The organism is Roseococcus sp. SDR (genome assembly GCF_019083995.1).
Classification (GTDB): Bacteria; Pseudomonadota; Alphaproteobacteria; order Acetobacterales; family Acetobacteraceae; genus Roseococcus.
This window is the reverse complement of sequence record NZ_JAHRCU010000006.1, coordinates 57,884-80,179: the sequence shown is the minus strand read 5'-3', so window position 1 is coordinate 80,179 and position 22,296 is coordinate 57,884. Positions and strand designations below refer to the sequence as shown.

The following is a 22,296-nucleotide window of genomic DNA, read 5'->3' as shown; positions in this document are numbered from 1 at the left end:
GAAGTGATGTCTCGTCTGGAACCGAAGGCCAAGATGCCGGGCCTGTCGGCATGAGCGGCACCCAGGCCGCCCGCGGCGCGGTGCCGCTGGCCGAGACGCCCCTCGGCAAGGCGCTCGCCGTCTGCCGCAAGCAGTTCTGGCTGGTCGCCGCCTTCTCGGGCGTGGTGAACCTGCTCCAGCTCACCGTCTCGATCTACATGATGCAGGTGTTTGACCGCGTGCTGGCCACGCGCAACACCGACACGCTGCTCTACCTGACGCTGGTCGCGATCTTCGCGCTGATGATCCTCGCCATGCTGGAGGCGGTGCGCAGCGTCATCATGCAGCGCGTGGCCGCCTGGGTGGAGCACCGCGTGGCGCCCGAGGGCTTCATGCGCGCGGTGGAAGGCCAGCTGCGTGGCGGCAATTACCGCATGGAGGCGCTGCGCGACCTCGGCGTCTGCCGGGCCTTCCTGGGCTCGCCCGGCATGCTGGCGCTCTTCGACCTGCCCTGGGTGCCGGTCTATATCGGCCTCGTTTTCCTGCTGCACCCGATGCTGGGCTGGCTGGCGCTGGGTGGCGCCATCATCCTCTTCATCCTCACGCTGACGAATGAGGCGATCACGGCCAAGGCGCTGCAGACGGCCGGCGTCGCCGCGATGCAGGGCCATCGCCGGGCCGAGGCCATCGCGCGCAACGCCGAGGTGATCGACAGCATGGGCATGATGCCCGCCGTGCTGCGGCGCTGGCGCGGCGTGCTGGCCAATGCCCAGGCGCCGCAGGAAACGGCGGCGGATCGCGCGGCCATCATCCTGGCGCTCATCAAGTTTTTCCGCCTGGCCGTGCAGCTCGCCGTTCTGGGCCTCGGCGCCTGGCTGGTGCTGCAGCAGGAGCTGACCTCGGGCGCTTCCATCGCCGCCTCCATCGTGATGGGCCGCGCGCTGGCGCCGGTCGAGCAGGTGGTCGGCTCCTGGAAGCAGCTGGTGCAGGCGCGCGCGGCGCTGCGGCGCCTCAAGCTCTTCCTCACCATGCCCCGCCTGCGCCCGGCCGGCATGCCGCTGCCCGCGCCGCGCGGCAACCTCGCGGTGGAGCGCGTCAGCTACAATTTCCCCGGCCAGGCCGTCTCGATGATCAAGGGCGTGACCTTCGGGCTGGCGGCGGGCGAGAGCCTCGCCATCATCGGCCCCTCGGCGGCGGGCAAGACCACACTGGTGCGCATGCTGATCGGCACGCTGCCGCCGACCGCGGGCGCGGTGCGGCTGGACGGCGCCGATGTCTTCCTCTGGCAGCGCGAGGATTTCGGCCGCTACCTCGGCTACCTGCCGCAGGATGTGGAGCTGTTCGAGGGCACGGTCTTCGACAATATCGCCCGCCTTTCCGAGGCCGAGCCCGAGGCGGTGTTCGAGGCCGCGAAGCTCGCCGGCTGCCACGAGATGATCCTGCGCCTGCCGGGCGGCTATGAGACCGAGATCGGTGAGGCTGGCCAGCATCTCTCGGGCGGGCAGCGGCAGCTCGTGGGCCTTGCGCGCGCGCTGTTCGGCGGGCCGCGCCTCGTCGTGCTGGATGAGCCCAACAGCAACCTCGATGGCGACAGCGAGGCCGCGCTGGGCCGCGCCCTGCAGCAGCTGAAGGCCCGCGGCGTCACCGTCGTCCTCGTCTCGCACCGGCCCGCCTTGGTGCAGGAGGTGGACAAGGTGCTGGTGATGAAGGATGGCGCGGCGGAGCTCTTCGGGCCGCGTGCCGAGGTGCTGAAGCGCCTCGCCGGCCCGCCGCGCCCGGTGCAGCTCGCCTCCGCCGCCGGGGGTGCCACCTGATGCTGGACACGACCGACCGCAGCGTCCCCGCGCCGCGCCCCGCCGTCCTGCCCGAGCGGCCGCCGCCGGTGATCGAGGCCGAGGCGCCGCGCACGCGGGGCGTCATGCTCTTCGGCCTGCTGGTGATGTTCGGCTTCTTCGGCGGCTTCATGGCCTGGGCCGTCTTCGCCCCCCTCTCCGAGGCGGCGATCGCGCCGGGCATGATCAAGGTGGAGGGAACGCGCCGCACCTTGCAGCACCTCGAAGGCGGCATGGTGCGCGAGATCATGGTGCGCGATGGCGACCAGGTGCGCGAGGGCCAGGTGCTGATGCGCCTCGATGACGTGCAGTCGGGCTCGGCCGTGGCCGGGCTCGTCGCGCAGCGGGATGCGCTCATGGCGCAGCAGGCGCGGCTGACGGCCGAGCTGGAGCGCGCGGAGAACATCAATTTCCCGCCGGCGCTGCTCGCCTCGCGCGATCCGCGCGCGGCCGAGGCGGTGGCGGGCCAGCGCGCCCTGTTCCAGGCGCGGCAGGCGAGCCTGTCGAGCCAGCTCAGCGTGCTGACGAACCGGCGCGACCAGGCGCGGGGCACCATCGCCTCGGCCGAGGGGCAGATCGAGGCGGCGCGCCGCCAGCTCACGCTGCTGGTGCAGGAGGAGGCGATGCGCCGGGGCCTGGTGCAGCAGGGCCTGGCCCGCCTGCCCGAACTGCTCGCGCTGCAGCGTCAGCTCGCCGCGACCGAGGGTCTGATCGCCGACCTGACCGGCCAGATCCGCCGCGCCAATGCCGCGGTGGAGGAGGCCGAGAGCCAGACGCGCCAGACGGTGGACCAGCGCCTGCAGGAGGTCGGCACCGAGATGCGCGAGGTGGTGGGCCGCCTCGCCGAGGTGGAGGAGCGGCTGCGCGCCGCGGCCGACATCTCGACGCGGCGCGACATCGTCGCCCCCGAGGACGGCACCATCGTGAATCTCCGCGTCTTCAACCTGGGCGCCGTGCTCCGCCCCGGCGACCCGGCGATGGAGCTGGTCCCCGTGCGGGACCGGCTGATCGCCGAGGTGCAGGTGCAGCCCATGGACATCGACGTGGTCTTCACCGGGCTGCCGGCGGAGATCCGTCTGCCGGCCTTCAAGCAGCGCCTCGTGCCCTTCCTGCATGGCGAGGTGAGCTTCGTGGCACCCGACATCACCATCGATCCGCAGACGCGCGCCAGCCATTACCGCGCGCATATCCGCATCGATGCCGAGCAGCTGGCGCGGCTGCCGGCCGTGTTCCTCACGCCCGGCATGCCGGTGGAGGCGCATATCCAGCTCGGCAGCCGGACCTTCTGGCGCTACATCACGCAGCCCGTGGTGGACAGCTTCCACCGCGCCTTCCAGGAGCCGTAACGCCGCCCCCGGGGGCGCGGTTCAGGGCCGCCGGGCCGCCAGGATGGCCAGCCCGGACAGCAGCAGGCCGAGGGCGAAGACCAGGGCGTGGCTCTCACCGCTCCAGCCGAAGACCGCCGCCAGGGCGAAGGCGGCGCCCGCCTGGGCCAGGGCATAGGCGATGGTGGCCTTGACCCAGAGGCCGCCGGCCGCGCTGCCCGCCGCCTCCCGCGCCCAGGCCAGTGTCACGGCCGAAACGCCGACGCCTGCGAAGCCGCCCAGCGCGGCGGCGAGGATCAGCACGGGCCACCAGGGGAGCAGCGCCAGGGCCAGCGCGGCCACCTGCACAGCGAGCCAGAGCCGCGCCGCCCGCGCGCCGCCCAGCCGGTCGGCCAGGCGGCCGCCGAGCAGCGTGCCGCAGAGCGCGCCGAGCCCGAAGACCAGCCACATCCCGCTGCCCGCGAAGACGCCGAGGCCGAAGCCGCGCGCCGCGAGATCCGCCAGATAGACCATGTGCGGCACCATCCCCGCGCCGGAGAGCGCATAGGCGAGCATGAGCCCCGGCACGCGCGGCACCGGTCCTGGCGCCGCCTGCCCGCCCGGATCGGCCGGGAAGCGCGGCTGCGCGAAGGCCCAGAGCAGCGCGGTGAGGGCGGCCAGGCCGAGCCAGCCGGCACTCGGCCCCCAGGCCAGCAAGGGCGGCAGCAGCGCCGCCCCCAGCGCGATGCCGCCGCCCACCCCGCTGACGACGATGCCTGAGGCGGCACCCCGCCGCTCGGGCGGGACGGCGCGCTGGATGGCGGGGCCGGCCAGCGACATCAGCACCCCGCCGGCGAGGCCCGCGAGCAGCCGCCAGGGCAGCAGCCAGGCCAGCCCACCGGGCAGGGCCGAGGCCAGCAGGGAGACAAGCGCTCCCGCCATGCCGAGGGCGAGCGCCGGGCGCGTGCCGATGCGCCGGCCCAGCGCCTGCGCGCCCATGGCGCCGCCGACATAGCCCGCCAGCGCCGCCGCGCCGAGCAGCCCGGCCTCCGCCCCCGTCACCCAGCCGGCCTTCACCAGAGCGGGAAAAAGCGGCACGAAGGCGAAGCGCGCCAGCCCGATGCCGACGCAGGTGGCCGCGGCGCCGGCCAGCGCGAGGGGCAGGAAGCCCCGGTTCACCCTGCGGCCCCTCGCCAGCGGCTCGGCGAGATCGCCGCGGGGCCGCATCTCCTATTCGGTGCGCGCCTCGGCCCGCGTGGCGCGCAGCGCGCGGCGCAGCTTGGCGATGCCGGTCCGCACATGGCCGGAGGCGCAGAGGCGCTGGCCCTCCTCGGCCAGTTCGCGCGGGGCGGCGCTGACGGGCGTGGGGCTGGCGGCGAGGCGGGCGGCCAGCGCCTCGCAATATTCGGCATTGTCGGTGGTGGTGCGCGACGGCCCCTCATCGGCCCGGGCGGGGCCGGGCGCGGAGCTGAACAGCGGCAGGATCACGGCCAGGGCGGCGAGGCGGCGCATGGGCCATAGATGCGCTGGGCTGCGTCTCAGGGCGATGGGCCGGCCGTGAAGCCTTGGTCATGACCTGCGCATCACTCGGCCGCGGCCTCCAGCCCGGCCCCGGGCAGAAGCAGCGCCACCTTGAGGCCGGGCGGGCTGGCGCCGGGCATGGCATCGCCCAGCATCACCTCGCCCGCATGCAATTGCGCCACCGCCCGCACCAGCGCGAGGCCGAGGCCGGAGCCGGGCAGGTTGCGGGAGGCATCGGCGCGGAAGAAGCGGTCCATCGCGCGCGCCCGGTCCTCGGGCGAGAGGCCGGGGCCGGAATCACTCACCGCGATCTCGATGCCCTGCTCATCCTGCCGGGCGGTGAGGCGCACGACACCGCCCTGGGGCGTGAACTTGATGGCATTGTCCAGCAGGTTCGCGACCGCCTGCAGCAGCAGGTCGCGGTCGCCGAGCAGGGGCAGGTGATCGGGCATCTCGGTCTCGAGCGTCTGCTCGCGCGCCTCGGCCATCGCCTCGTAGAACTCGGCCGCGTCGCGCAGCACCTCGGGCAGGTCGAGCGGCGCGAAGGCGGCGCGGCGGGCGCCGGCCTCGGCCTCGGCGATGCGCAGCAGGGCCTGGAAGATGCGGGTGATGTTGTCGAGGTCGGCGATGCCTTCCTCCACCGCCGCGCGCAGCTCCTCCTCCGTCGCGGCGGTGGCGAGGCTTCCTTCCAGCTTGCCACGGGCGCGGGCGATGGGGGTGCGCAGGTCATGCGCGATGGCATCCGCCACGCCGCGCATGCCGGCCATCAGCGCCGCGATGCGGTCCAGCATCGCGTTCATCGTCGCGCCCAGCCGGTCGAACTCATCGCCTTGCGGGGAGATCGGCACGCGCTGGGAGAAATCCCCCGCCGCGATGCCCTGCGCGGTGGCGACGGCGGGGCGCATGCGGTTCTGCAGCGCGCGGCGGATCACCGCCGCGCCCATGACGGCAAAGAGCAGCACGGCGCCGAGCGACCAGGCGACGCCCTCGGTCAGCAGCAGGCGGAGCTGCACGCGCTCGCTCTCGTCACGGCCCACCAGCAGGCGCAGCCCCGGCAGGTCGCGGCGGTGCACGCGCGCCTCGGCCGTCGCGCCATCATGCAGGATGCGGGTGCGGAACCAGACGCCTTCCTCGCCGATGGCGGTGGGCCAGCTGGTCAGGTTGCCGGCGAGCTTCACACCCTGGGCGTTCACCAGCAGGTAGATGGTCTCGGCCTCGGCATCGAGGGCGAGGCGCTCCTCGATCGCCTCGATCAGGCCCTGGGCGCCGGCGTCGCGGTAGCGTTCCACCAGGGCGGAGGCATCGGTGCGGATGGCGGCGATGGTCTGCCGGTCCAGCGCGCCGGCGGTCGCCCACCAGAGCACCGCCACCAGGAAGGCGGCGGCGACGGAGAAGATGCCGACGAAGAGCAGCGCGAAGCGGAAGCCGGCCGATTGCAGCAGGCGCGGTGCTTGTGCCGTGCGCGGCATTGGACGGTCCCTGGCCGGGACGCTCAGGCCTCGGCCCGGATCATGTAGCCGGCGTTGCGCACCGTGTGGATCAGCGGCTTGTCGAAGCCCTTGTCGAGCTTCTGGCGCAGGCGGCTGACATGCACGTCGATCACGTTGGTCTGCGGGTCGAAATGGTAGTCCCAGACCTTCTCGAGCAGCATGGTGCGCGTCACCACCTGGCCGGCATGGCGCATCAGGTGCTCCAGCAGGCGGAATTCGCGCGGCTGGACGTCGATCTTGCGGCTGCCGCGCATCACGGTGCGGCTCAGCAGGTCGAGTTCGAGATCGGCCACGCGCAGCTTGGTGACCGGCGCCTCGGAGGAGGGGCGGCGGCCCAGCGCCTCGACGCGGGCCAGCAGCTCGGCGAAGGCGAAGGGCTTGACCAGGTAGTCGTCGCCACCGGCCTTGAGGCCCTTCACCCGCTCATCCACGCCCGAGAGGGCGGAGAGGAAGAGCACCGGCGTGCGGTTGCCCTGCTGGCGCAGGGTTTCGACAAGGCGGACGCCGTCCACCCCGCCAGGGAGCATGCGGTCCAGCACCAGCATGTCGAAGGATTCCGAGGCGGCGAGGAACAGGCCATCCCGCCCGTTCGCCGCGTGCTCGACGGTGTGGCCGGCCTCCTGGAGGCCCTTCTTCACGAAACGGGCGACCTCGACATCGTCTTCCACCAGAAGGATGCGCATCATCTGTTCTTGTCCTTCGTTCTGGCCCGGGCTTCCTCACCCCGGACCGGGGGGCCGGCGCCCCACCTGCAATGTGACGTCCTGCGTGCGGCCATCGCGCAGCACCGTCAAGCGGACATTCTGCCCGGGCGGCACGGCGGCGACGCTGCGGATCAGCCCCCGCGAGGTTTCGGTGCGCTCGCCATTGATGGCCAGCACCACATCGCCCACGCGCAGCCCGCCGCGGCCGGCGGGGCCGGTGCGTTCCACGCCCGCGATCAGCACGGCGCGGCGGCTGGCGCGCGGGTCTTCCGCGACCAGGTCCTGCACGGAGACGCCGAGCCAGCCGCGCTCGACGCGGCCTTCGCGGCGCAGCGTCTCGATCACCGGGCGCGCGAGGTCCGACGGCGTGGCGAAGCCGATGCCGGCGCTGGCGCCGGAGGGCGAGTAGATGGCCGTGTTGATGCCGATCACCTCGCCCGCCATGTTGAAGAGCGGGCCGCCGGAATTGCCGGGGTTGATGGCGGCGTCGGTCTGGATGAAGTCGTCGAAGGGGCCGGCGCCGATGTCGCGGCCGCGGGCGGAGACGATGCCCGAGGTGACGCTGCCGCCAAGGCCGAAGGGATTGCCGGCGGCCAGCACCCATTGGCCGATGCGCAGGGAGGCGCTGCTGCCGAAGGCCACGGCCACCAGCGGCGTGCGGCTCTCGACACGCAGCAGGGCGAGGTCGGTCAGCTCGTCGCCGCCGATGACGCGGGCGTTCAGCTCCTGCCCGCCCTGCACGCCGACCGTGACGCGCTGCGCCTGGCCGACCACGTGGTTGTTGGTGACGACGAGGCCGGAAGGGTCAATCACGAAGCCCGAGCCCGCACCCTGCACGCGCTCGCGCCGGCCGCGGAAATAGCGCTCGAAGGGCGTGCCGCGGAATTCGGGCGGCGCGGTCACGGTCTGCTCGCCGCTGACGGCGATATTGACCACGGCGGGCAGCACGCGCTCGGCGAGGTCGGCGAAATCGGGCAGGAGGCCGCGTTGCGCCACGGCCGGCCCGCTGCCGCAGCCCGCGAGCGCGGGCGGCAGCAGCAGCGCGCCCAGCACGGCCCGGCGGCGGCTCAGGAAGGGGGTGGACAGCGGCGGCATCGGCGGGTCCGGCGGTTCCTTGGCCAGAGGCCGCCTGCGAATCGGGGCGGGCGGCAAGATGACATGCCGCATCATCTGGCCAGAGCGGCGCCGGATGCAAGCATGCCCCCGGCCTTTCGGGGCCTCAGAGGTCCTTCAGCACGGCCCAGAGGTCGTTCTTCACCTCGAAGCCGATCCCCGGCACGTCCGGCATGGCGACCCGGCTGTCCACCACCGGCACGCCGCTGGCGAAGCCGCCGAAGGGCGCGAAGACCTCCGGGTAGCTTTCATTGCCGCCGAGGCCGAGGCCGGTCGCGATATTCAGCGCGAATTGGTGGCCGCCATGCGGCACGCAGCGGCGGGGGGACCAGCCGTGTTCGCGCAGCATGGTCAGCGTGCGGAGATATTCGACCAGGCCGTAGGAGAGGGCCGGGTCGAATTGCAGGATGTCGCGGTCCGGGCGCAGGCCGCCATGGCGGATCAGGTTGCGCGCATCCAGCATGCTGAACAGGTTCTCGCCGGTGGCGAGCGGCGGCTGGTAATGCTCGGCCAGCGTCGCGTGGGTGGCGTAATCCAGCGGGTCCAGCGGCTCCTCATACCAGCGCAGGCCGAAATTCTGGATGGCGGCGCCGTAGCTCAGCGCCGCATGCAGCCCGAAGCGGCCATTCACATCCACGCAGAGGCGCGAGCCGTCGCCATCCAGCAGCTTCAGCACCGCCTCGATGCGGCTGAGATCGAGCAGCAGGGCCTCGCGCAGCGGCATGCCGGGCGAGCCGCCGATCTTCATCTTCACGACCGAATAGCCCTGGCCCAGGTAGCGCTTCATCTCCTCGACCAGGCCATCCACATCCTTGCCGGGATGGTAGTAGCCGCCCGCCGCATAGACCCAGGCGGTGGCGTCATGCCGGCCGCCATTGAAGCGGTTGGAGAGCAGCTTCCACAGCGGCAGGCCCGCGAGCTTGGCCGCCGCATCCCAGAGCGCCATGTCGAGCACGCCGACGGCCACCGAGCGGTCGCCATGGCCGCCCGGCTTCTCGTTCTTCATCATCGCCGTCCAGGCCGGCGTGGGGTCGAAGCCGCCATCCTCATGGGCGGGGAGTTCGCCGGCCTCTTCCAGGCGGGGGATGAAGCGCTCGGTCAGCAGGCCGGGCTGGGCGTAGCGGCCATTGCTGTTGAAGCCATAGCCGGTGGCCTTGCGGCCATCGCCGGATTCGACGGTGACGGCGACGACGCTCGCCGTCATCTTCGAGAAGTCGATATAGGCATTGGCGATGGCGCTCATGATGGGCACCACGCCCTGGCGGATGGAGGTGATCTTCACGGGTCAGATCGCCTTCTGCGCGCGCAGCGTCGCGATCTCCTCGGCGGAGAAGCCGAATTCCGCCAGCACCTCATCCGTGTGCTGGCCCTGCTCCGGCGTCGGGCGGCGGGCGCATTGCACGCCCTCGATCTGCATGGGCGCGCGCACCGTGTTGATGGTGCCGAGGACCGGATGCTCGACGGCCATCTCCATGCCGAGATGCTGCACCTGGCGGTCGGCGAAGACCTGGTCCATCGAATAGACGGGGCCGCAGGGCACGCCGGCCTCGTTGAAGCGCGTCACCCAGTATTCGCTGGTGTTGGTGCCGATCACGGCCTGGAGCATGGCGTTGGTCTTGGCGCGGTTCTTGGTGCGCAGCTTGTCATTCGCCACGTCCGGGTCCTTCGCCTGCTCCTCGATGCCGAGGACGGCGACGATGCGCTCCCACATGTTCTGGCCGCCGCCGGCGAGATTCACCACGCCATCCGTGGTGGTGAACAGGCCGGTCGGGGTGGTGGTGGGGTGGTCATTGCCGGCCTGCTTCGGCACCTCGCCCTTCATGGTCCAGCGGGTGGCCTGGAAATCCATCATGCCGATCATGGCTTCCAGCAGGCTGACATGGACCCAGCGGCCCTTGCCCGTCACCTCGCGCTCCAGCAGCGCGACCATGATGCCGAGCGCGCAATAAAGGCCGGAGGTGAGGTCCGCCACCGGGATGCCGACGCGCACCGGGCCCTGGCCGGGCAGGCCGGTGACGGACATCAGCCCGCCCATGCCCTGGGCGATCTGGTCGAAGCCGGGGCGCTTGGCATAGGGGCCTGTCTGACCGAAGCCGGAGATGGAGCCCAGCACGATGCGCGGGTTGATCTTCGACAGCGTCTCGTAGTCGAGGCCGAGGCGGTTCTTCACGTCGGGGCGATAGTTTTCCACCACCACATCCGCCTTCTCGACCATGCGGTGGAAGGTGGCGCGGCCCTCGGCGGATTTCAGGTTCAGCGTCATGCCGCGCTTGTTGCGATGGACCAGCTGGAAATCGGGGCCATGGCGCTCGCCGCCCATGCCCTTGCTGGTGTCCACCTCGTCCGTCGCCTCGATCTTGATGACGTTCGCCCCCCAATCGGCCAGCTGCCGCACGCAGGTGGGGCCGGAGCGCACGCGGGTGAGGTCGAGGACGGTGAAGCGGCTGAGCGGCATCATGGCGGGAGGTCTCCGAATTTTGGAGGGCATCTTCCACCGGAGCGGTTTCGCTGCAACCCTCCCCGGGACAGGAACTTGAGGGGGGGAACCGCCATGTCCGATGAACTTCTGATCGAGCGCCGGGACGGCATCGTCTTCGTCACGCTCAACCGCCCGCAGGCGCGCAATGCGCTGACCTTCCCGATGTATGAGGGGCTGGCGAAGCTCGCCACCGAGGCGAACACGGATGACAGCGTGAAGGTCATCGTCATCACTGGCGCCGGCGAGAAAGCCTTCGCGGCGGGCACCGACATCAGCCAGTTCACCAATTTCCGCACGGCCGCGGATGCGCTGGCCTATGAGGAAAAGATCGACCGGATCATGACCGCGCTCGAGACCTGCGTGAAGCCGACCATCGCGGCCATCGCGGGCGCCTGCACGGGCGGGGGCGCGGGCATCGCCTCGGTCTGTGACCTGCGCATCGGCGCGGCCAATGCGCGCTTCGGCTTCCCCATCGCGAAGACGCTGGGGAACTGCCTCTCCATGGCGAATTACGCGCGGCTGGCGACGATGATGGGGCCGACGCGGGTGATGGACCTGGTCTACACCGCGCGGCTGCTGGACGCGCAGGAGATGAAGGCGGTGGGCCTGCTCAGCGAAATCCTGCCGGACCACGCGGCGCTGCAGGCGCGCGCGGCGGAGCTGGCCGAGACGCTGACGCGCCACGCGCCGCTGACCATGCGCGCGACGAAGGAGGCGATGCGCCGCCTGCGCGCGCCGCTGCGCGAGATCCATGGCGATGACCTGGTGGAGATGTGCTTCACCAGCGCCGATTTCGCGGAGGGCGTGTCGAGCTTTCTGGCGAAGCGGCCGGCCCAATGGGCCGGCAAGTGATTTTGCCGCCCTCAGACGCCGGGCGGGCCGCGTCCGCGGCCCTTGGCTTCGCGGCATAAGCCGCGGCGGCCATTTGGCCGCTCGGCCCTGCGGGCCGCTGGGGGGGCGCTCCGAGCGCCCCCTTGATGGTCAGAAGGCGACCTGGTCGCCGCCCTTGAGCTGGAGCATCTCGCGCGCCTCGTCCGGGCTCGCGATTTCCAGGCCCAGGCCCTCGATGATCTGGCGCACCAGGCGCACCTGCTCGGCATTGCTGGTGGCGAGCCGCCCCGGCCCGGCCCAGAGGCTGTCCTCCAACCCCACGCGGACATTGCCGCCCATCGCCGCCGCCATGGCCGCGATCTTGAGCTGGTTGGCACCCGCGCCCAGCACCGACCACTGGTAGTTGTCGCCGAAGAGGCGATCCGCCGTGCGCTTCATGTGCATCACGTCGTCCGGATGCGCGCCGATGCCGCCCTGCAGGCCGAACACCGTCTGGATGAAGAGCGGCGCGCGCACGAGGCCCTGATCGAAGAAATACTTCAGGTTGTAGAGGTGCGAGGTGTCGTAGCACTCGAACTCGAAGCGCGTGTTGTTCCCGGCGCAGGTGGTCAGGATGTACTCGATGTCCTGGAAGGAATTGCGGAAGATGATGTCCTTGTTCGCCAGATAGGCGGGCTCCCAGTCATGCTTGAAGCTCTTGAAGCGGTTGAGCATGCCGAAGAGGCCGAAATTCATCGAACCCAGGTTGAGCGAGGCCACTTCCGGCTTGTGCAGGGCGGCGGGGCGCACGCGCTCCTCGATGGTCATGGTCGGCGCGCCGCCGGTGGTGATGTTCACCACGCAATTGCTCGCCTGCTTGATGATGCCGAGGAAGGGCGCGAAGGCCTCGGGCGACTGGTCGGGGCGACCATCCTCGGGGTTGCGGGCGTGCAGGTGGACGATGGCGGCCCCGGCCTCGGCCGCGCCGATGGCGGCCTCCGCGATCTCGGCCGCGGTGATCGGCAGATGCGGCGACATGCTGGGCGTGTGGATGGCGCCCGTGACGGCGCAGGTGATGATGACGCGGCGCGGCTTGGCCATGATGCGTTTCCCCTTTGGATGTCGGTCGAGTTTGGGCGAAGCGGCCCTAATCGGAAATAGGGCCGGAGCGCAGTTTCTTGGTGGCGCCGCGCTTGGTCTTGCTGTCCATGCGGCGGATCTGCGAGCCGCGCGTGGGCTTGGTCTTGCGGCGCTTGGGCGGTGGCGGCTTGGCGGCCTCGGCCAGGAGTTCGCGCATGCGGGCCAGCGCGTCCTCGCGGTTGCGTTCGCGCGTGCGGTGGGCCTGGGCCGCGATGATGACCACGCCCTCCTTCGTCATGCGCCGCCCGGCCAGCGCTTTCAGCCGGGCGAAGACGCGCTCATCCAGGCCCGCTTCCGCGGCGCGCCAGCGGAGCTGCACGGCCGTCTCCAGCTTGTTGACGTTCTGCCCGCCCGGGCCCGAGGCGCGGAGGAAATCCTCCTCCAGCAGCGCGGGGTCGAGCGGGTCGCCGCTCATTGCCGTTGGATGCCGAGATCGGCGAGGAGGGCGCGGTTCACCTGGGCTTCGGCGAGGAAGCGGGCGCGGAATTCGGCGCCTGTCTGGAAGCTGGGCACGGCGTTCAGGCGTTCGGCGATGGTGCGGAAGCCCTCGCTGGTGACGGCGGTGCGGCAGGCGCGCTCGATGGTCTCGGCAATGGCGTCGGGCAGGTCGCGCGGCGCGAGCAGCCCGCCATAGGTGGTGCCGGCCATGGGGTAGCCGAGCTCGCCGGTGCTGGGCACGTCGGGGAGCGCGGCCATGCGCTGGCTGCCGAGGACGGCCAGCACGGGAAGGCCGGTGGAGGCGGGGATGGAGGCGGCCTCGACAAAGGCCATGATCTGGCCGGCGAGTGCCGCCTGAGACATGGGGCCGGCGCCGGTGAAGGGCACGTTGAGGCCATCCACGCCAGCGGCGCGCAGCAGTTGCGCGATCAGGATGTGCTGCGTGCTGCCCACGCCGGGCGAGCCGAAGACCAGCGCCTCCCGCCCCGTGCGCGCATGGGCGATCATGCCGGCGAAGTCGCGGAAGGGCGCGTTCCGGCCGAGGATGAGCACCTGCGGGTTGTCATAGACCAGGCAGAGATAGCGGAAGCTCTCGGGCGTATAGGTCACGCTCTGCAGGAAGGGCTGCGTGGTGATGGCGTTGTTGGGCGAGATGCCGATGGTGTAGCCATCCGGCCGTGCGCGGGCGAGCTCCGCATTGCCGATGGCGCCGGCCGCGCCGCCGCGATTGACGGCCACCACCTGCTGGCCCAGCGCCTTGGAAAGCTCGGCCTGGAGGGCGCGAGCCATGAGGTCCGTGTTGCCGCCGGGCGGGAAGGGGATGATGAGCTGGATGGCGCGGTTCGGGTAGTCTTGCGCGGTGGCCGGCAGCGCCAGCAAGGCCGCCAGCATGAGGGTGATCCAGCGCATTCGTGCCTCCCGTATGGTTCTTTGCGGAGAGGCTAGCGCAGAAGCGGCGCGCTCGTCATGTCGTCCTTCAGTGCGACGCCGGTGGCGCCCAGCGCGCGGGCGCCGCGCAGCAGCCAATGCACCTTGGCCGCCGCGTCCTGCAGGCTGATGCCCTCGGGGCGGACATTGCTGATGCAATTCCGCTCGGCATCAGTGCGGCCGCGGCGGGGCTGCCAGGTGAGGTAGATGCCCATGCTGTCCTGCGCGGAAAGCCCCGGCCGCTCGCCGATCAGCACCACCACGGCCTCCGCGCCCATCGCCTCGCCGATATCGTCGCCGATGGCCACGCGGGCCTGTTCCACGATCACCACGGGCCAGCCCGCGTTGAGCGCGCGCACCATGGCCGCGGCCTGGCGCTGCACGCCGGAAGCACAGAGGCCGTCCGCCACCACGATCACCGTGCCGCCGGTCCTGGGCAGCGAATCCCGGTCGGTGGCGCGGAGGCGGCGGCCGAGATCGGGGCGCAGCAGGTAGGTCTTGCGGTCCGCGGCCTCGCTGTGCAGCACGGGCACGGGGCCGAGTTCGGCGCGCAGCGCCTCGACGTCGAGCGCGGACCAGACGGCGTCGCGCGCCGCCGCGTGCGCCTCCTGGAAGTCGAGATGCGCGCCGGTCGGCACCGCATTGCCGGAGCGGCCGAGGCCGACGCGGGCCTGGGTGAAGCGGCGGAGATCGGACCACTTGGTGATGCTCATGTCAGGCCGATCAGCGCGGGCGCCATGCTGGCCGGAATCGCCTCGCCAGGGCCGATGCCCATGCGCTCCAGCCAGGCGGCGAATTCGGGCGCGGGCGTCTTGCCGAGGGCCGCGCGGGCATAGAGCCCGTCATGGAAGGAGGTGGATTGATAGGCCAGCATCACATCATCGGCACCCGGCACGCCCATGATGTAGGTGACGCCCGCCACGCCCAGGCTGGTGAGCAGCGTGTCCATGTCGTCCTGGTCGGCTTCGGCGTGGTTGGTGTAGCAAATGTCCACCCCCATCGGCAGGCCGAGCAGCTTGCCGCAGAAATGGTCCTCGAGCCCGGCGCGGATGATCTGCTTGCCGTCGAAGAGATATTCCGGGCCGATGAAGCCGACCACGGAATTCACCAAAAGCGGCGCGAAGGCGCGCGCCACGCCATAGGCCCGCGCCTCGATGGTTTGCTGGTCCACGCCGTGATGCGCCTCGGCACTCAGCGCGCTGCCTTGGCCGGTTTCGAAATACATCACGTCCTCGCCGAGCGTGCCGCGCTTCAGCGACAGCGCCGCATCCTCCGCCTCGCGCAGCAAGGCTTGCGTCACGCCGAAGCTTTCATTCACGCCCTGGGTGCCGCCGATGGACTGGAACACCAGGTCCACCGGCGCGCCGCGCTCCATCGCCAGCAGCGCGGTGGTGACGTGGCACAGGACGCAGCTTTGCGTCGGGATGTCGAAGCGCGTGCGGACCTCGTCCAGCATGGTGAGCAGGCCCAGCACCTGCTCGATATTGTCGGTGGCCGGATTCACGCCGATCACGGCATCGCCCGCGCCCATCAGCAGCCCATCCAGCGTGCTGGCGGCCACGCCGCGCAAATCATCCGTCGGGTGGTTGGGCTGCAGGCGGATGGACAGCGTCCCTGGAAGCCCGATCGTGTTGCGGAAGCGCGTCACCACGCGGCATTTCTGCGCCACCGCGATCAGGTCGCTGATGCGCATGATCTTGGAGACGGCGGCCACCATCTCGGGCGTCAGGCCGCGGCGCAGCGGGGCCAGAGCCTCGGGCTCGGCGGCCAGCAGCCAGTCGCGGAAGCCGCCGACGGTGAGGTGCGAGACGGGCGCGAAGGCGGCGGCGTCGTGGCTGTCCTGGATCAGGCGCGTCACGTCATCCGCCTCGTAGGGGATGACCGTCTCGTTCAGGAAGTGCTTGAGCGGCAGGTCGGCGAGGGCCCGTTGGGCAGCCACGCGCTCGGCCGCGCTGGTGGCGGCGACGCCGGCCAGGGCATCGCCCGAGCGGAAGGGGGTGGCGCGGGCCAGCAGCGTCCTGAGATCCGCGAAGACGTGGGTGGTGCCGGCGATGGCGTGGCGGAAGGGCATGCGCCTTTCCATCACGGGGGATGCGCGGAAATCAAGGGTGCATCTCTTGTCAGACGCGGGATCGCGGCGGAAACTTCCCGCAACGGAGGATGTTCATGGCTCAGCACCAAGTGGAAAGCGCGCCGGATGCGGCGGCCGATTGGCCGGATCGCATCTATGACCTGTTGAAGCAGTACAATGTTCGTCAGGTCGCACTCGTCCCCGATGCGGGGCATTCGCGCCTCATCAAGCGCTGCCTCGCCGACAACACGCTGCGCGTGGTGACGCTGACGACGGAGGAGGAGGGCATCGCCCTCATGCAGGGCGCCTGGCTGGGCGGCGACCGCTCCATCCTGCTCATGCAGTCCTCGGGCGTGGGCAATTGCATCAACATGCTCTCGCTCTCGGGCATTCATCGCACGCCGATGCCGATGATCATCACGATGCGCGGCGATTATGGCGAGTTCAATCCGGCGCAGATCCCGATGGGCCAGGCGACCCAGGCGGTGCTGGAGGCGATGGGCACCATCGTCCATCGCGCCGACGCGGCGGAAGACGTGGCTTCCACCGTGGAAGCCACGCTCAAGCTCGCCTTCAACACGTTCCGGCCGACTGCGACGCTGCTCGGCCAGCGCCTGCTCGGCGCCAAGACCTTCGGGAAGGATTGATCGCCATGGTGGGTGTGGGCGCTTCCGGGAAGATTGATCGCCGGGATCTGGCGCGCGTGCTGCTGGAGGATCGCGGCGGCATGCTGGTGGTGGCGGGGCTGGGTGCCCCCGCCTGGGACATCACGGCGGTGGGCGACGGGCCGCAGAATTTCCCGCTCTGGGGCGGCATGGGGGGTGCGGCCATGATCGGCCTCGGCCTCGCCATCGCGCAGCCGGAGCGGCAGGTGCTGGTGCTGACCGGCGATGGCGAGATGCTGATGGGCGTGGGCAGCCTCGCCACCGTGGCGCACCAGGCGCCGAAGAACCTCGCCATCGTCGTGCAGGACAATGAGCATTACGGCGAGACCGGCATGCAGGAGACGGCGACGCGGCACGGCACGGATCTCGTGAAGATGGCCGAGGGCGCCGGCATCAGGCGCACCATGCTGGTGACGGAGCCGGGTCAGGTGGCGGCGCTGAAGGCCGCGATCCACAAGGGCGAGGGGCCCTTCTTCGCGGTGGTGAAGATCGACCCGGCCAGCAAGCCGCTGGTGCTGCCGCCGCGCGAGGGCGCGATCCTGCAGGCGCGGATGCGCGAGCATCTGATGGGGCCGGCGGCGCATCTCGCTTGAGTGGCGAGGGGCTTTGCCCCTCGCGCTCCCCAGCAGGGAACAGGTTCCCTGCACCCCTATTTGATCGAAGGTGCAGGAAACTGAGTTTCCTGCCGGGGTGAAGGGGCGGAGCCCCTTCGAGAAAGGAAAACAAAATGCCACACGTCGTCCTGCTGCGCTCCCTCCATCCCGACGCCGAAGCGGCGTTGAGGGCCGAGCCCGGCTTCACCGTCGAGACGGTGCATGACACCAGCCGCGAGAATCTGGTGAAGGCGATGGAGCGCGGCGAGGCGATCATCGTCCGCGCCACGCCGATCAACGCGGATTTCCTCAGCTTCTCGCCCAAGCTCGCCATCGTGGCGCGGCATGGCGTGGGCTATGATCAGGTGGACGTGCCGGAGCTGACCAAGCGCGGCATTCCGCTGACCGTCACGGCCGATGCGAATGCGCTGAGCGTCGCCGAGCACGCGATGATGCTGATGCTGACCATCGCACGCCAGGTGCAGACCTATGACGCGAACACCCGCGCCTTCAAATGGAGCAGCGTGGATGCGCCGGTGACGTTTGATCTGGCCGGGATGACGCTGCTGGTGGTGGGCTTCGGCCGCATCGGCGGGCGCGTCGCGCGCTTGGCCGCGGCCTTCGGCATGGATGTGGTGGTGCACGATCCGTACGTCGCCATGAACACGGTGAAGGGCGCCGGCTTCCGCTACGCCAAGACCATGCAGGAAGGCCTGGCGCAGGCGGATTGGGTGACGATGCATTGCCCCTCCAATGCCGAGAATCGCGGCATGGTGAATGCGGAATTCCTCGCCGCCATGAAGCCCGGCGCGCGCTTCGTGAACACCGCCCGCGGCACGCTGGTGCAGGAGCAGGCGCTGGCCGCGGCACTCCGCAGCGGGCATGTGGCGGCGGCGGGCCTGGATGTGTTCTGGGATGAGCCCGTGGTGAAGGACAACCCGCTGCTCGGCGTGCCCAATGTGGTGATGACGCCGCACACGGCGGCGGCCACCGTGCAGGGGATGCGGCGCATGGGGCTTTCCTGCGTCGATTCCATCATCCGCCACTTCAAGGGCGAGATCGATGTGGACATGGTGATCAACAAGGAAGTGCTGCGGAGCAATCGTTGAACCCACTGCCCATCCTGGCCGGGCACGCGGCCTCCTGGCGGACGGCGCCGCTCACGCCCGAGGTGGAGCATGCGGCGCGCCGCGCGCTGATCGACTGGTTCGCGGCCCTGCTGCCTGGCTGCCGCCTGCCGCCCGCCACGCTGATGGCCCGCGCGCTGGCCGATGAGCGGGGTTCGGGCCGCGCCGTCTCCTATGTGGATGGTGCGCGGACAGGGCTGCGCCATGCGGCGCTGATCAACGGCACGGCGAGCCATATCGTCGAGTTCGACGACATCTGGCGCTGGGGCGTCTATCACCCGGGCTGCCCGACGGTGGCGGCCGCACTCGCCGCCGCACAGGCGCGCGGGCGGGACATGGCGGCGCTGCTGCGCGCGCTGGTGGCGGGCTATGAGGTCTCCTGCCGGATCGCGCAGGCGGTGCAGCCTTCGCATTACGATTACTGGCACACCACGGGCACGGTCGGCACCTTCGGCGCGGCGGCGGCCGTCGCCGTGCTGCTGGATTGCGACGCGGATCAGACCGCGCATGCCATCGCGACCGCCGCCACCATGGCGGGTGGCTTGCAGCAGGCCTTTCGCGGCGATGGGATGAGCAAGCCGCTGCATCCCGGTCATGCGGCCGAGGCCGGCGCCCTGGCCGCCATGGCCGCGCGCGAGGGGATGACCGGCGCGCTGGATGTGCTGCACGGCCCGGCCGGCTTCGCGGCGGCGACGAGCGAGGACACGGGGAAGTGGGAGAAGGCGATCGCCGCCATCGGCCAGCCGCTCGCCATCACGCAGATGACGGTGAAGAATCACGGCTGCTGCGGGCATATCTTCGCGGCGCTGGACGCCACGCGCGATCTGCAGCGCGAGCACGGCTTCACCGCCGATGACGTGGCGAGCCTGCATGTCGGCGGCTATGCGGCCACCAAGAATGTCTGTGACCGCCCGCATGCGCAGACGGAGCAGGAGGCGCGCTTCTCCACGCAATTCACCATCGCCAGCATCATGCTTTACGGTGGCGTGCGGCTCGATGCCTTCCAGCCCGCGCGGCTCGCGGACCCCGCGATCCGCGCCGTGATGCCGCGCATCAGCGTCAGCCTGGATGAGGAATGCGAGGCGGCCTTCCCGGGCCGGCGCAGCGCGAAGGTGACGATCAGGCTGCGGGACGGGCGGGAGCTGTATCGCCACCAGCCGACGCGCAAGGGCGATCCGGACGCGCCGCTTTCGGATGTGGAACTGGACGAGAAGTTTCTGGAGCTGACCGGCCCGGTCCTGGGCGCGGCCGAGGCCAAGGCCTTCCTGGCGCAACTGCGCGGCAGCGCGACGCTGCCGGGCGAGCTGGCGCTGAAGTAACCCTTACTGCCGTGCCTGCATCTGCTGGAGCTGGCCGCGCATCGCGGTCAGCAGGGCGGAGACCTGGTTGCCGCCGCGCTGCACCACCGCGCTGTATTCGCTGCGCTGGGTGAGGCGCAGCGAGGTGCCCTCCGCCACCAGATCCACCACGCGGGGCTGGCCGTTCACATCGGCCACGCGCCAGTCGAGATTGACCGTGGGCGTGCCCGGGCGCTCGACGATGGTCGTCACCAGCACGTCCTCCTCGGTGCGCTGCTGGCTGCGGCCCAGCGTGAAGCGCACGCCCTGATACTCGCCCAGGCGGGTGGCCAGGTTGCGGATCAGCGTCTCCTCGAAGAGGCGGAGATATTCCTGCTGCTCGGCCGGGGTGGCGACGCGCCACCAGCGGCCGAGGATGAAGCGGCCCGTGCCCTCCATGTCCACCGCCTGGCGCAGGACATTCGCCACGCGCTCGCGCCGCTGGGCGGGGCTCATCGTGGTGCTGTTCAGCGCCTCCACCAGCGCATTGCCGGTGGTCTGGATGAAGGCCACGGCGCGCGTGGCATCCATCTGCGCGGCGGCCTCGCGCGGCAGGGCGAGGGGCAGGGCGAGCGAGAGGCCGGCCAGGAGGGCGGCGCGGCGGGCCGCGGGAAACGTCATCATCGAGGGATCACTCAGCGGGGGGGTTGGGGCGTGGTCGTGGGCGGCAGCGTCACGCCGATACCCACGCCGAAGCCCGTGCTGCCGGCGGCGTCGGGCGCCACCTGGCCGGTGTTGCTGATCTCGTTCTGTCGCCGCTGGCGATAGGCGCTGCGCAGCGTCGAATAGGGATCGAGAGAGGTGGCATAGAGCGTGTCCAGCGTGTCGAGCACGCCTTCGCGCGCATCCAGGATCGTCATGCCCGCGCGCACCCAGCGCAGCGCCTCGACGATCTCGCCCTGGCCGAACCAGAACCAGGGGCTGGAGACGGCATCCACGCCCGCGCCCGTCAGATCCCGGAAATTGGAAGGGCCGAGGACGGGGATGAAGAGGTAGGGGCCCTCACCCACGCCCCAGGTCGCCAGCGTCTGGCCGAAATCCTCGCCATGGCCGGGGATGCCGAACTGCCAGGCGGCGACATCCACGAGGCCGCCGATGCCGAGGGTGGAGTTGATGAGGAACCGCGCGGCGGTGCGCCCGGCGCGGTCCATCTCGCCCTGCAGGATGTCGTTCATCAGGATGGTGGGGCCGCGCAGGTTGCCCAGGACATTGCGCACGCCCTCACGCACCGGCGGCGGCACGGCGGCGCGATAGACCACGGCGGCCGGGCGCAGCACGGCCGCGTCGATGACGTTGTTCACGTCATACATGCCGCGGTTCAGCGGCTCCAGCGGGTCGTTGTTCGCCTCGTATTCGGCCAGGGCCTCGGGATCGGAGGCGTCGGGGCGGGTCGCGCAACCCGAAAGCCCGATCACGATCAGGGCAGTAGCCAGGAGAGGGCCGAAGCGCATGGGTGGAACCGGACCTTTCACGTCGGGGCCAAGCGGGCGACGGCGCATGCCGCAGCGCAAGATAGCCGCCCCTGTGAAGCACAACCTACCCGCTTCGGGCAAGTTCCTGGCGTGTCACGAAAAGTCACCAGGGGTGCGGCGAGACCCTTGCGAAAACCGCCGGGCGACGCCAAACCCTGCCCCATGGACACCGCCCCGAACAACACGCTGGAACGCTGGCTGACCGGCCCGCGCGTCGGTACGCTCCCTTCACCGAGCAGCATGCCGGCGCCGAAGCTCTCTTTCGAGTTCTTCCCACCGAAGAACGAGAAGCTGGAGGCGGACCTCTGGACCTGCATCCGCCGGCTGGAGCCGCTGGGCCCGCGCTTCGTCTCCGTCACCTATGGCGCGGGCGGCTCCACCCGGGCCCGCACGCATGACACGGTGGCCCGCCTGGTGCGCGAGACGAGCCTCACGCCCGCCGCCCACCTGACCTGCGTGGGTGCCACGCGTGAGGAGGTGGACGAGGTGGCCCGGGCCTATTGGGAGGCCGGGGTGCGCCACATCGTGGCCCTGCGCGGCGACCCGCCGGCTGGGGCCAGCCAGTACACGCCGCATCCGGGCGGCTATGCCCAGGCGGAGGATCTGGTGCGCGGCCTCCGGAAGATCGCCGATTTCGACATCAGCGTGGGCGCCTATCCCGAGGTGCACCCGGCCGCGCTCTCGGCCGATGCGGACCTCGATTTCTTCAAGCGCAAGATGGATGCGGGCGCCAACCGCGCCATCACGCAGTATTTCTTCGACACCGACGTCTATCTGCGCTTCCTGGACCGCTGCCACGCGGCGGGGATCACGCTGCCCATCGTGCCCGGCATCATGCCGGTGACGAATTTCGCCAGCGTGAAGCGCTTCTCGGCCATGTGCGGCGCCTCGGTGCCGGCCTGGCTGGAAAAGCTCTTCGAGGGGCTGGACGAGGATGAGGGCACGCGGCGCATGGTGGCCGCGACGGTGGCGGCCGAGCAGGTGCGGATCCTGCAGGCCAATGGCGTGGACGAGTTCCACTTCTACACGCTGAACCGGCCGGACCTGACCTACGCCATCGCGCATATCCTGGGCGCGCGGCCGGTCGCCGCGGCCTGATCCGTCCGGCCCGCGGCATTCTGTGTGCCGCGGGGGTGACGGGGCCGGCTCAGAACTTCAGGCCGGCCAGCCAGAAGACGAACATCAGGAAGCTCAGGCAGGCGATGCCCGTGCCCCAGTAGGAGAGCGCCGATTGCGGCTCATCCTGGTTGCGGTTGCGGCGGGGGGCGACGTAGCTCTGGGACATGATCGAACT

Annotated in this window: 23 protein-coding genes; 8 read left to right on the top strand and 15 right to left on the bottom strand. The window is 70.7% G+C overall.

The window, feature by feature from the left end:
- The first annotated feature begins 50 nt into the window (after positions 1-50).
- Positions 51-1,793: a type I secretion system permease/ATPase gene (locus KTR66_RS08640; protein WP_213612176.1), complete on the top strand. Its 1,743-nt coding sequence runs from the start codon at positions 51-53 to the stop codon at positions 1,791-1,793.
- Complete coding sequence (locus tag KTR66_RS08635) at positions 1,793-3,157, top strand: HlyD family type I secretion periplasmic adaptor subunit (RefSeq protein WP_213612175.1); 1,365 nt, start codon at positions 1,793-1,795, stop codon at positions 3,155-3,157. Before KTR66_RS08640 ends, KTR66_RS08635 begins: the two co-directional genes overlap by 1 nt.
- Before the next feature lie 21 nt (positions 3,158-3,178).
- Here KTR66_RS08635 and KTR66_RS08630 read toward each other — a convergent pair whose 3' ends face one another.
- From KTR66_RS08630 to KTR66_RS08600, 7 genes are all read right to left on the bottom strand, one after another.
- A complete protein-coding gene (locus KTR66_RS08630) occupies positions 3,179-4,294 on the bottom strand; it encodes a YbfB/YjiJ family MFS transporter (RefSeq protein ID WP_213612174.1) in 1,116 nt (371 codons plus the stop codon).
- A gap of 51 nt (positions 4,295-4,345) precedes the next feature.
- On the bottom strand, positions 4,346-4,627 hold the full coding sequence (locus KTR66_RS08625; RefSeq protein WP_213612173.1) for a hypothetical protein: 282 nt from the start codon (positions 4,625-4,627) through the stop codon (positions 4,346-4,348).
- 71 nt (positions 4,628-4,698) lie between these two features.
- Positions 4,699-6,105, bottom strand: a complete 1,407-nt coding sequence (locus tag KTR66_RS08620) for an ATP-binding protein (RefSeq protein ID WP_213612172.1) — start codon at positions 6,103-6,105, stop codon at positions 4,699-4,701.
- 23 nt (positions 6,106-6,128) lie between these two features.
- Positions 6,129-6,809, bottom strand: a complete 681-nt coding sequence (locus tag KTR66_RS08615) for a response regulator transcription factor (protein ID WP_213612322.1) — start codon at positions 6,807-6,809, stop codon at positions 6,129-6,131.
- A gap of 36 nt (positions 6,810-6,845) precedes the next feature.
- Positions 6,846-7,925, bottom strand: a complete 1,080-nt coding sequence (locus tag KTR66_RS08610; RefSeq protein ID WP_213612171.1) for a trypsin-like peptidase domain-containing protein — start codon at positions 7,923-7,925, stop codon at positions 6,846-6,848.
- A gap of 124 nt (positions 7,926-8,049) precedes the next feature.
- Complete coding sequence (locus tag KTR66_RS08605; RefSeq protein ID WP_371819060.1) at positions 8,050-9,225, bottom strand: enolase C-terminal domain-like protein; 1,176 nt, start codon at positions 9,223-9,225, stop codon at positions 8,050-8,052.
- Positions 9,226-9,228: 3 nt separating this feature from the next.
- Positions 9,229-10,401 (bottom strand): CaiB/BaiF CoA-transferase family protein, encoded by a 1,173-nt coding sequence (locus KTR66_RS08600; protein ID WP_213612170.1) that lies wholly within the window; start codon positions 10,399-10,401, stop codon positions 9,229-9,231.
- Between the two features lie 93 nt (positions 10,402-10,494).
- On the opposite strand from KTR66_RS08600, the gene KTR66_RS08595 reads away from it, so the two are divergent.
- Complete coding sequence (locus tag KTR66_RS08595; protein WP_213612169.1) at positions 10,495-11,274, top strand: enoyl-CoA hydratase; 780 nt, start codon at positions 10,495-10,497, stop codon at positions 11,272-11,274.
- Positions 11,275-11,403: 129 nt separating this feature from the next.
- Here KTR66_RS08595 and KTR66_RS08590 read toward each other — a convergent pair whose 3' ends face one another.
- From KTR66_RS08590 to KTR66_RS08570, 5 genes are read right to left on the bottom strand one after another with little or no spacing between them, the layout of a single operon-like run.
- Positions 11,404-12,333, bottom strand: a complete 930-nt coding sequence (locus tag KTR66_RS08590) for a 3-keto-5-aminohexanoate cleavage protein (RefSeq protein WP_213612168.1) — start codon at positions 12,331-12,333, stop codon at positions 11,404-11,406.
- Positions 12,334-12,379: 46 nt separating this feature from the next.
- Complete coding sequence (gene arfB / locus KTR66_RS08585; RefSeq protein ID WP_213612167.1) at positions 12,380-12,787, bottom strand: alternative ribosome rescue aminoacyl-tRNA hydrolase ArfB; 408 nt, start codon at positions 12,785-12,787, stop codon at positions 12,380-12,382.
- Positions 12,784-13,719 (bottom strand): tripartite tricarboxylate transporter substrate binding protein, encoded by a 936-nt coding sequence (locus KTR66_RS08580; protein ID WP_213612166.1) that lies wholly within the window; start codon positions 13,717-13,719, stop codon positions 12,784-12,786. The genes arfB and KTR66_RS08580 overlap by 4 nt, the downstream gene beginning before the upstream one ends.
- A gap of 32 nt (positions 13,720-13,751) precedes the next feature.
- Complete coding sequence (gene eutC / locus KTR66_RS08575; protein WP_213612165.1) at positions 13,752-14,450, bottom strand: ethanolamine ammonia-lyase subunit EutC; 699 nt, start codon at positions 14,448-14,450, stop codon at positions 13,752-13,754.
- Complete coding sequence (locus KTR66_RS08570; RefSeq protein ID WP_213612164.1) at positions 14,447-15,808, bottom strand: ethanolamine ammonia-lyase subunit EutB; 1,362 nt, start codon at positions 15,806-15,808, stop codon at positions 14,447-14,449. The genes eutC and KTR66_RS08570 overlap by 4 nt, the downstream gene beginning before the upstream one ends.
- A gap of 95 nt (positions 15,809-15,903) precedes the next feature.
- Between KTR66_RS08570 and KTR66_RS08565 the strand changes: the two genes are divergently transcribed.
- The 4 genes from KTR66_RS08565 to KTR66_RS08550 all read left to right on the top strand — a co-directional run bounded on the left by KTR66_RS08565 (position 15,904) and on the right by KTR66_RS08550 (position 19,512).
- Complete coding sequence (locus KTR66_RS08565) at positions 15,904-16,455, top strand: phosphonopyruvate decarboxylase (protein WP_213612163.1); 552 nt, start codon at positions 15,904-15,906, stop codon at positions 16,453-16,455.
- Between the two features lie 5 nt (positions 16,456-16,460).
- A complete protein-coding gene (locus tag KTR66_RS08560; protein WP_249731963.1) occupies positions 16,461-17,066 on the top strand; it encodes a thiamine pyrophosphate-dependent enzyme in 606 nt (201 codons plus the stop codon).
- Between the two features lie 134 nt (positions 17,067-17,200).
- A complete protein-coding gene (locus tag KTR66_RS08555) occupies positions 17,201-18,175 on the top strand; it encodes a D-isomer specific 2-hydroxyacid dehydrogenase family protein (RefSeq protein ID WP_213612162.1) in 975 nt (324 codons plus the stop codon).
- Positions 18,172-19,512: an MmgE/PrpD family protein gene (locus KTR66_RS08550; RefSeq protein ID WP_213612161.1), complete on the top strand. Its 1,341-nt coding sequence runs from the start codon at positions 18,172-18,174 to the stop codon at positions 19,510-19,512. The genes KTR66_RS08555 and KTR66_RS08550 overlap by 4 nt, the downstream gene beginning before the upstream one ends.
- 3 nt (positions 19,513-19,515) lie before the next feature.
- On the opposite strand, the gene KTR66_RS08545 is transcribed toward KTR66_RS08550, so the two are convergent.
- Together KTR66_RS08545 and KTR66_RS08540 are read right to left on the bottom strand one after the other, a co-directional pair.
- A complete protein-coding gene (locus KTR66_RS08545; RefSeq protein WP_213612160.1) occupies positions 19,516-20,154 on the bottom strand; it encodes a phospholipid-binding protein MlaC in 639 nt (212 codons plus the stop codon).
- 11 nt (positions 20,155-20,165) lie between these two features.
- Positions 20,166-20,981 (bottom strand): VacJ family lipoprotein, encoded by an 816-nt coding sequence (locus tag KTR66_RS08540; RefSeq protein ID WP_213612159.1) that lies wholly within the window; start codon positions 20,979-20,981, stop codon positions 20,166-20,168.
- 183 nt (positions 20,982-21,164) lie between these two features.
- On the opposite strand from KTR66_RS08540, the gene metF reads away from it, so the two are divergent.
- A complete protein-coding gene (metF, locus tag KTR66_RS08535) occupies positions 21,165-22,100 on the top strand; it encodes a methylenetetrahydrofolate reductase [NAD(P)H] (protein ID WP_213612158.1) in 936 nt (311 codons plus the stop codon).
- Between the two features lie 49 nt (positions 22,101-22,149).
- Here metF and KTR66_RS08530 read toward each other — a convergent pair whose 3' ends face one another.
- Positions 22,150-22,287, bottom strand: a complete 138-nt coding sequence (locus KTR66_RS08530) for a hypothetical protein (RefSeq protein ID WP_213612157.1) — start codon at positions 22,285-22,287, stop codon at positions 22,150-22,152.
- Positions 22,288-22,296 lie beyond the last annotated feature (9 nt).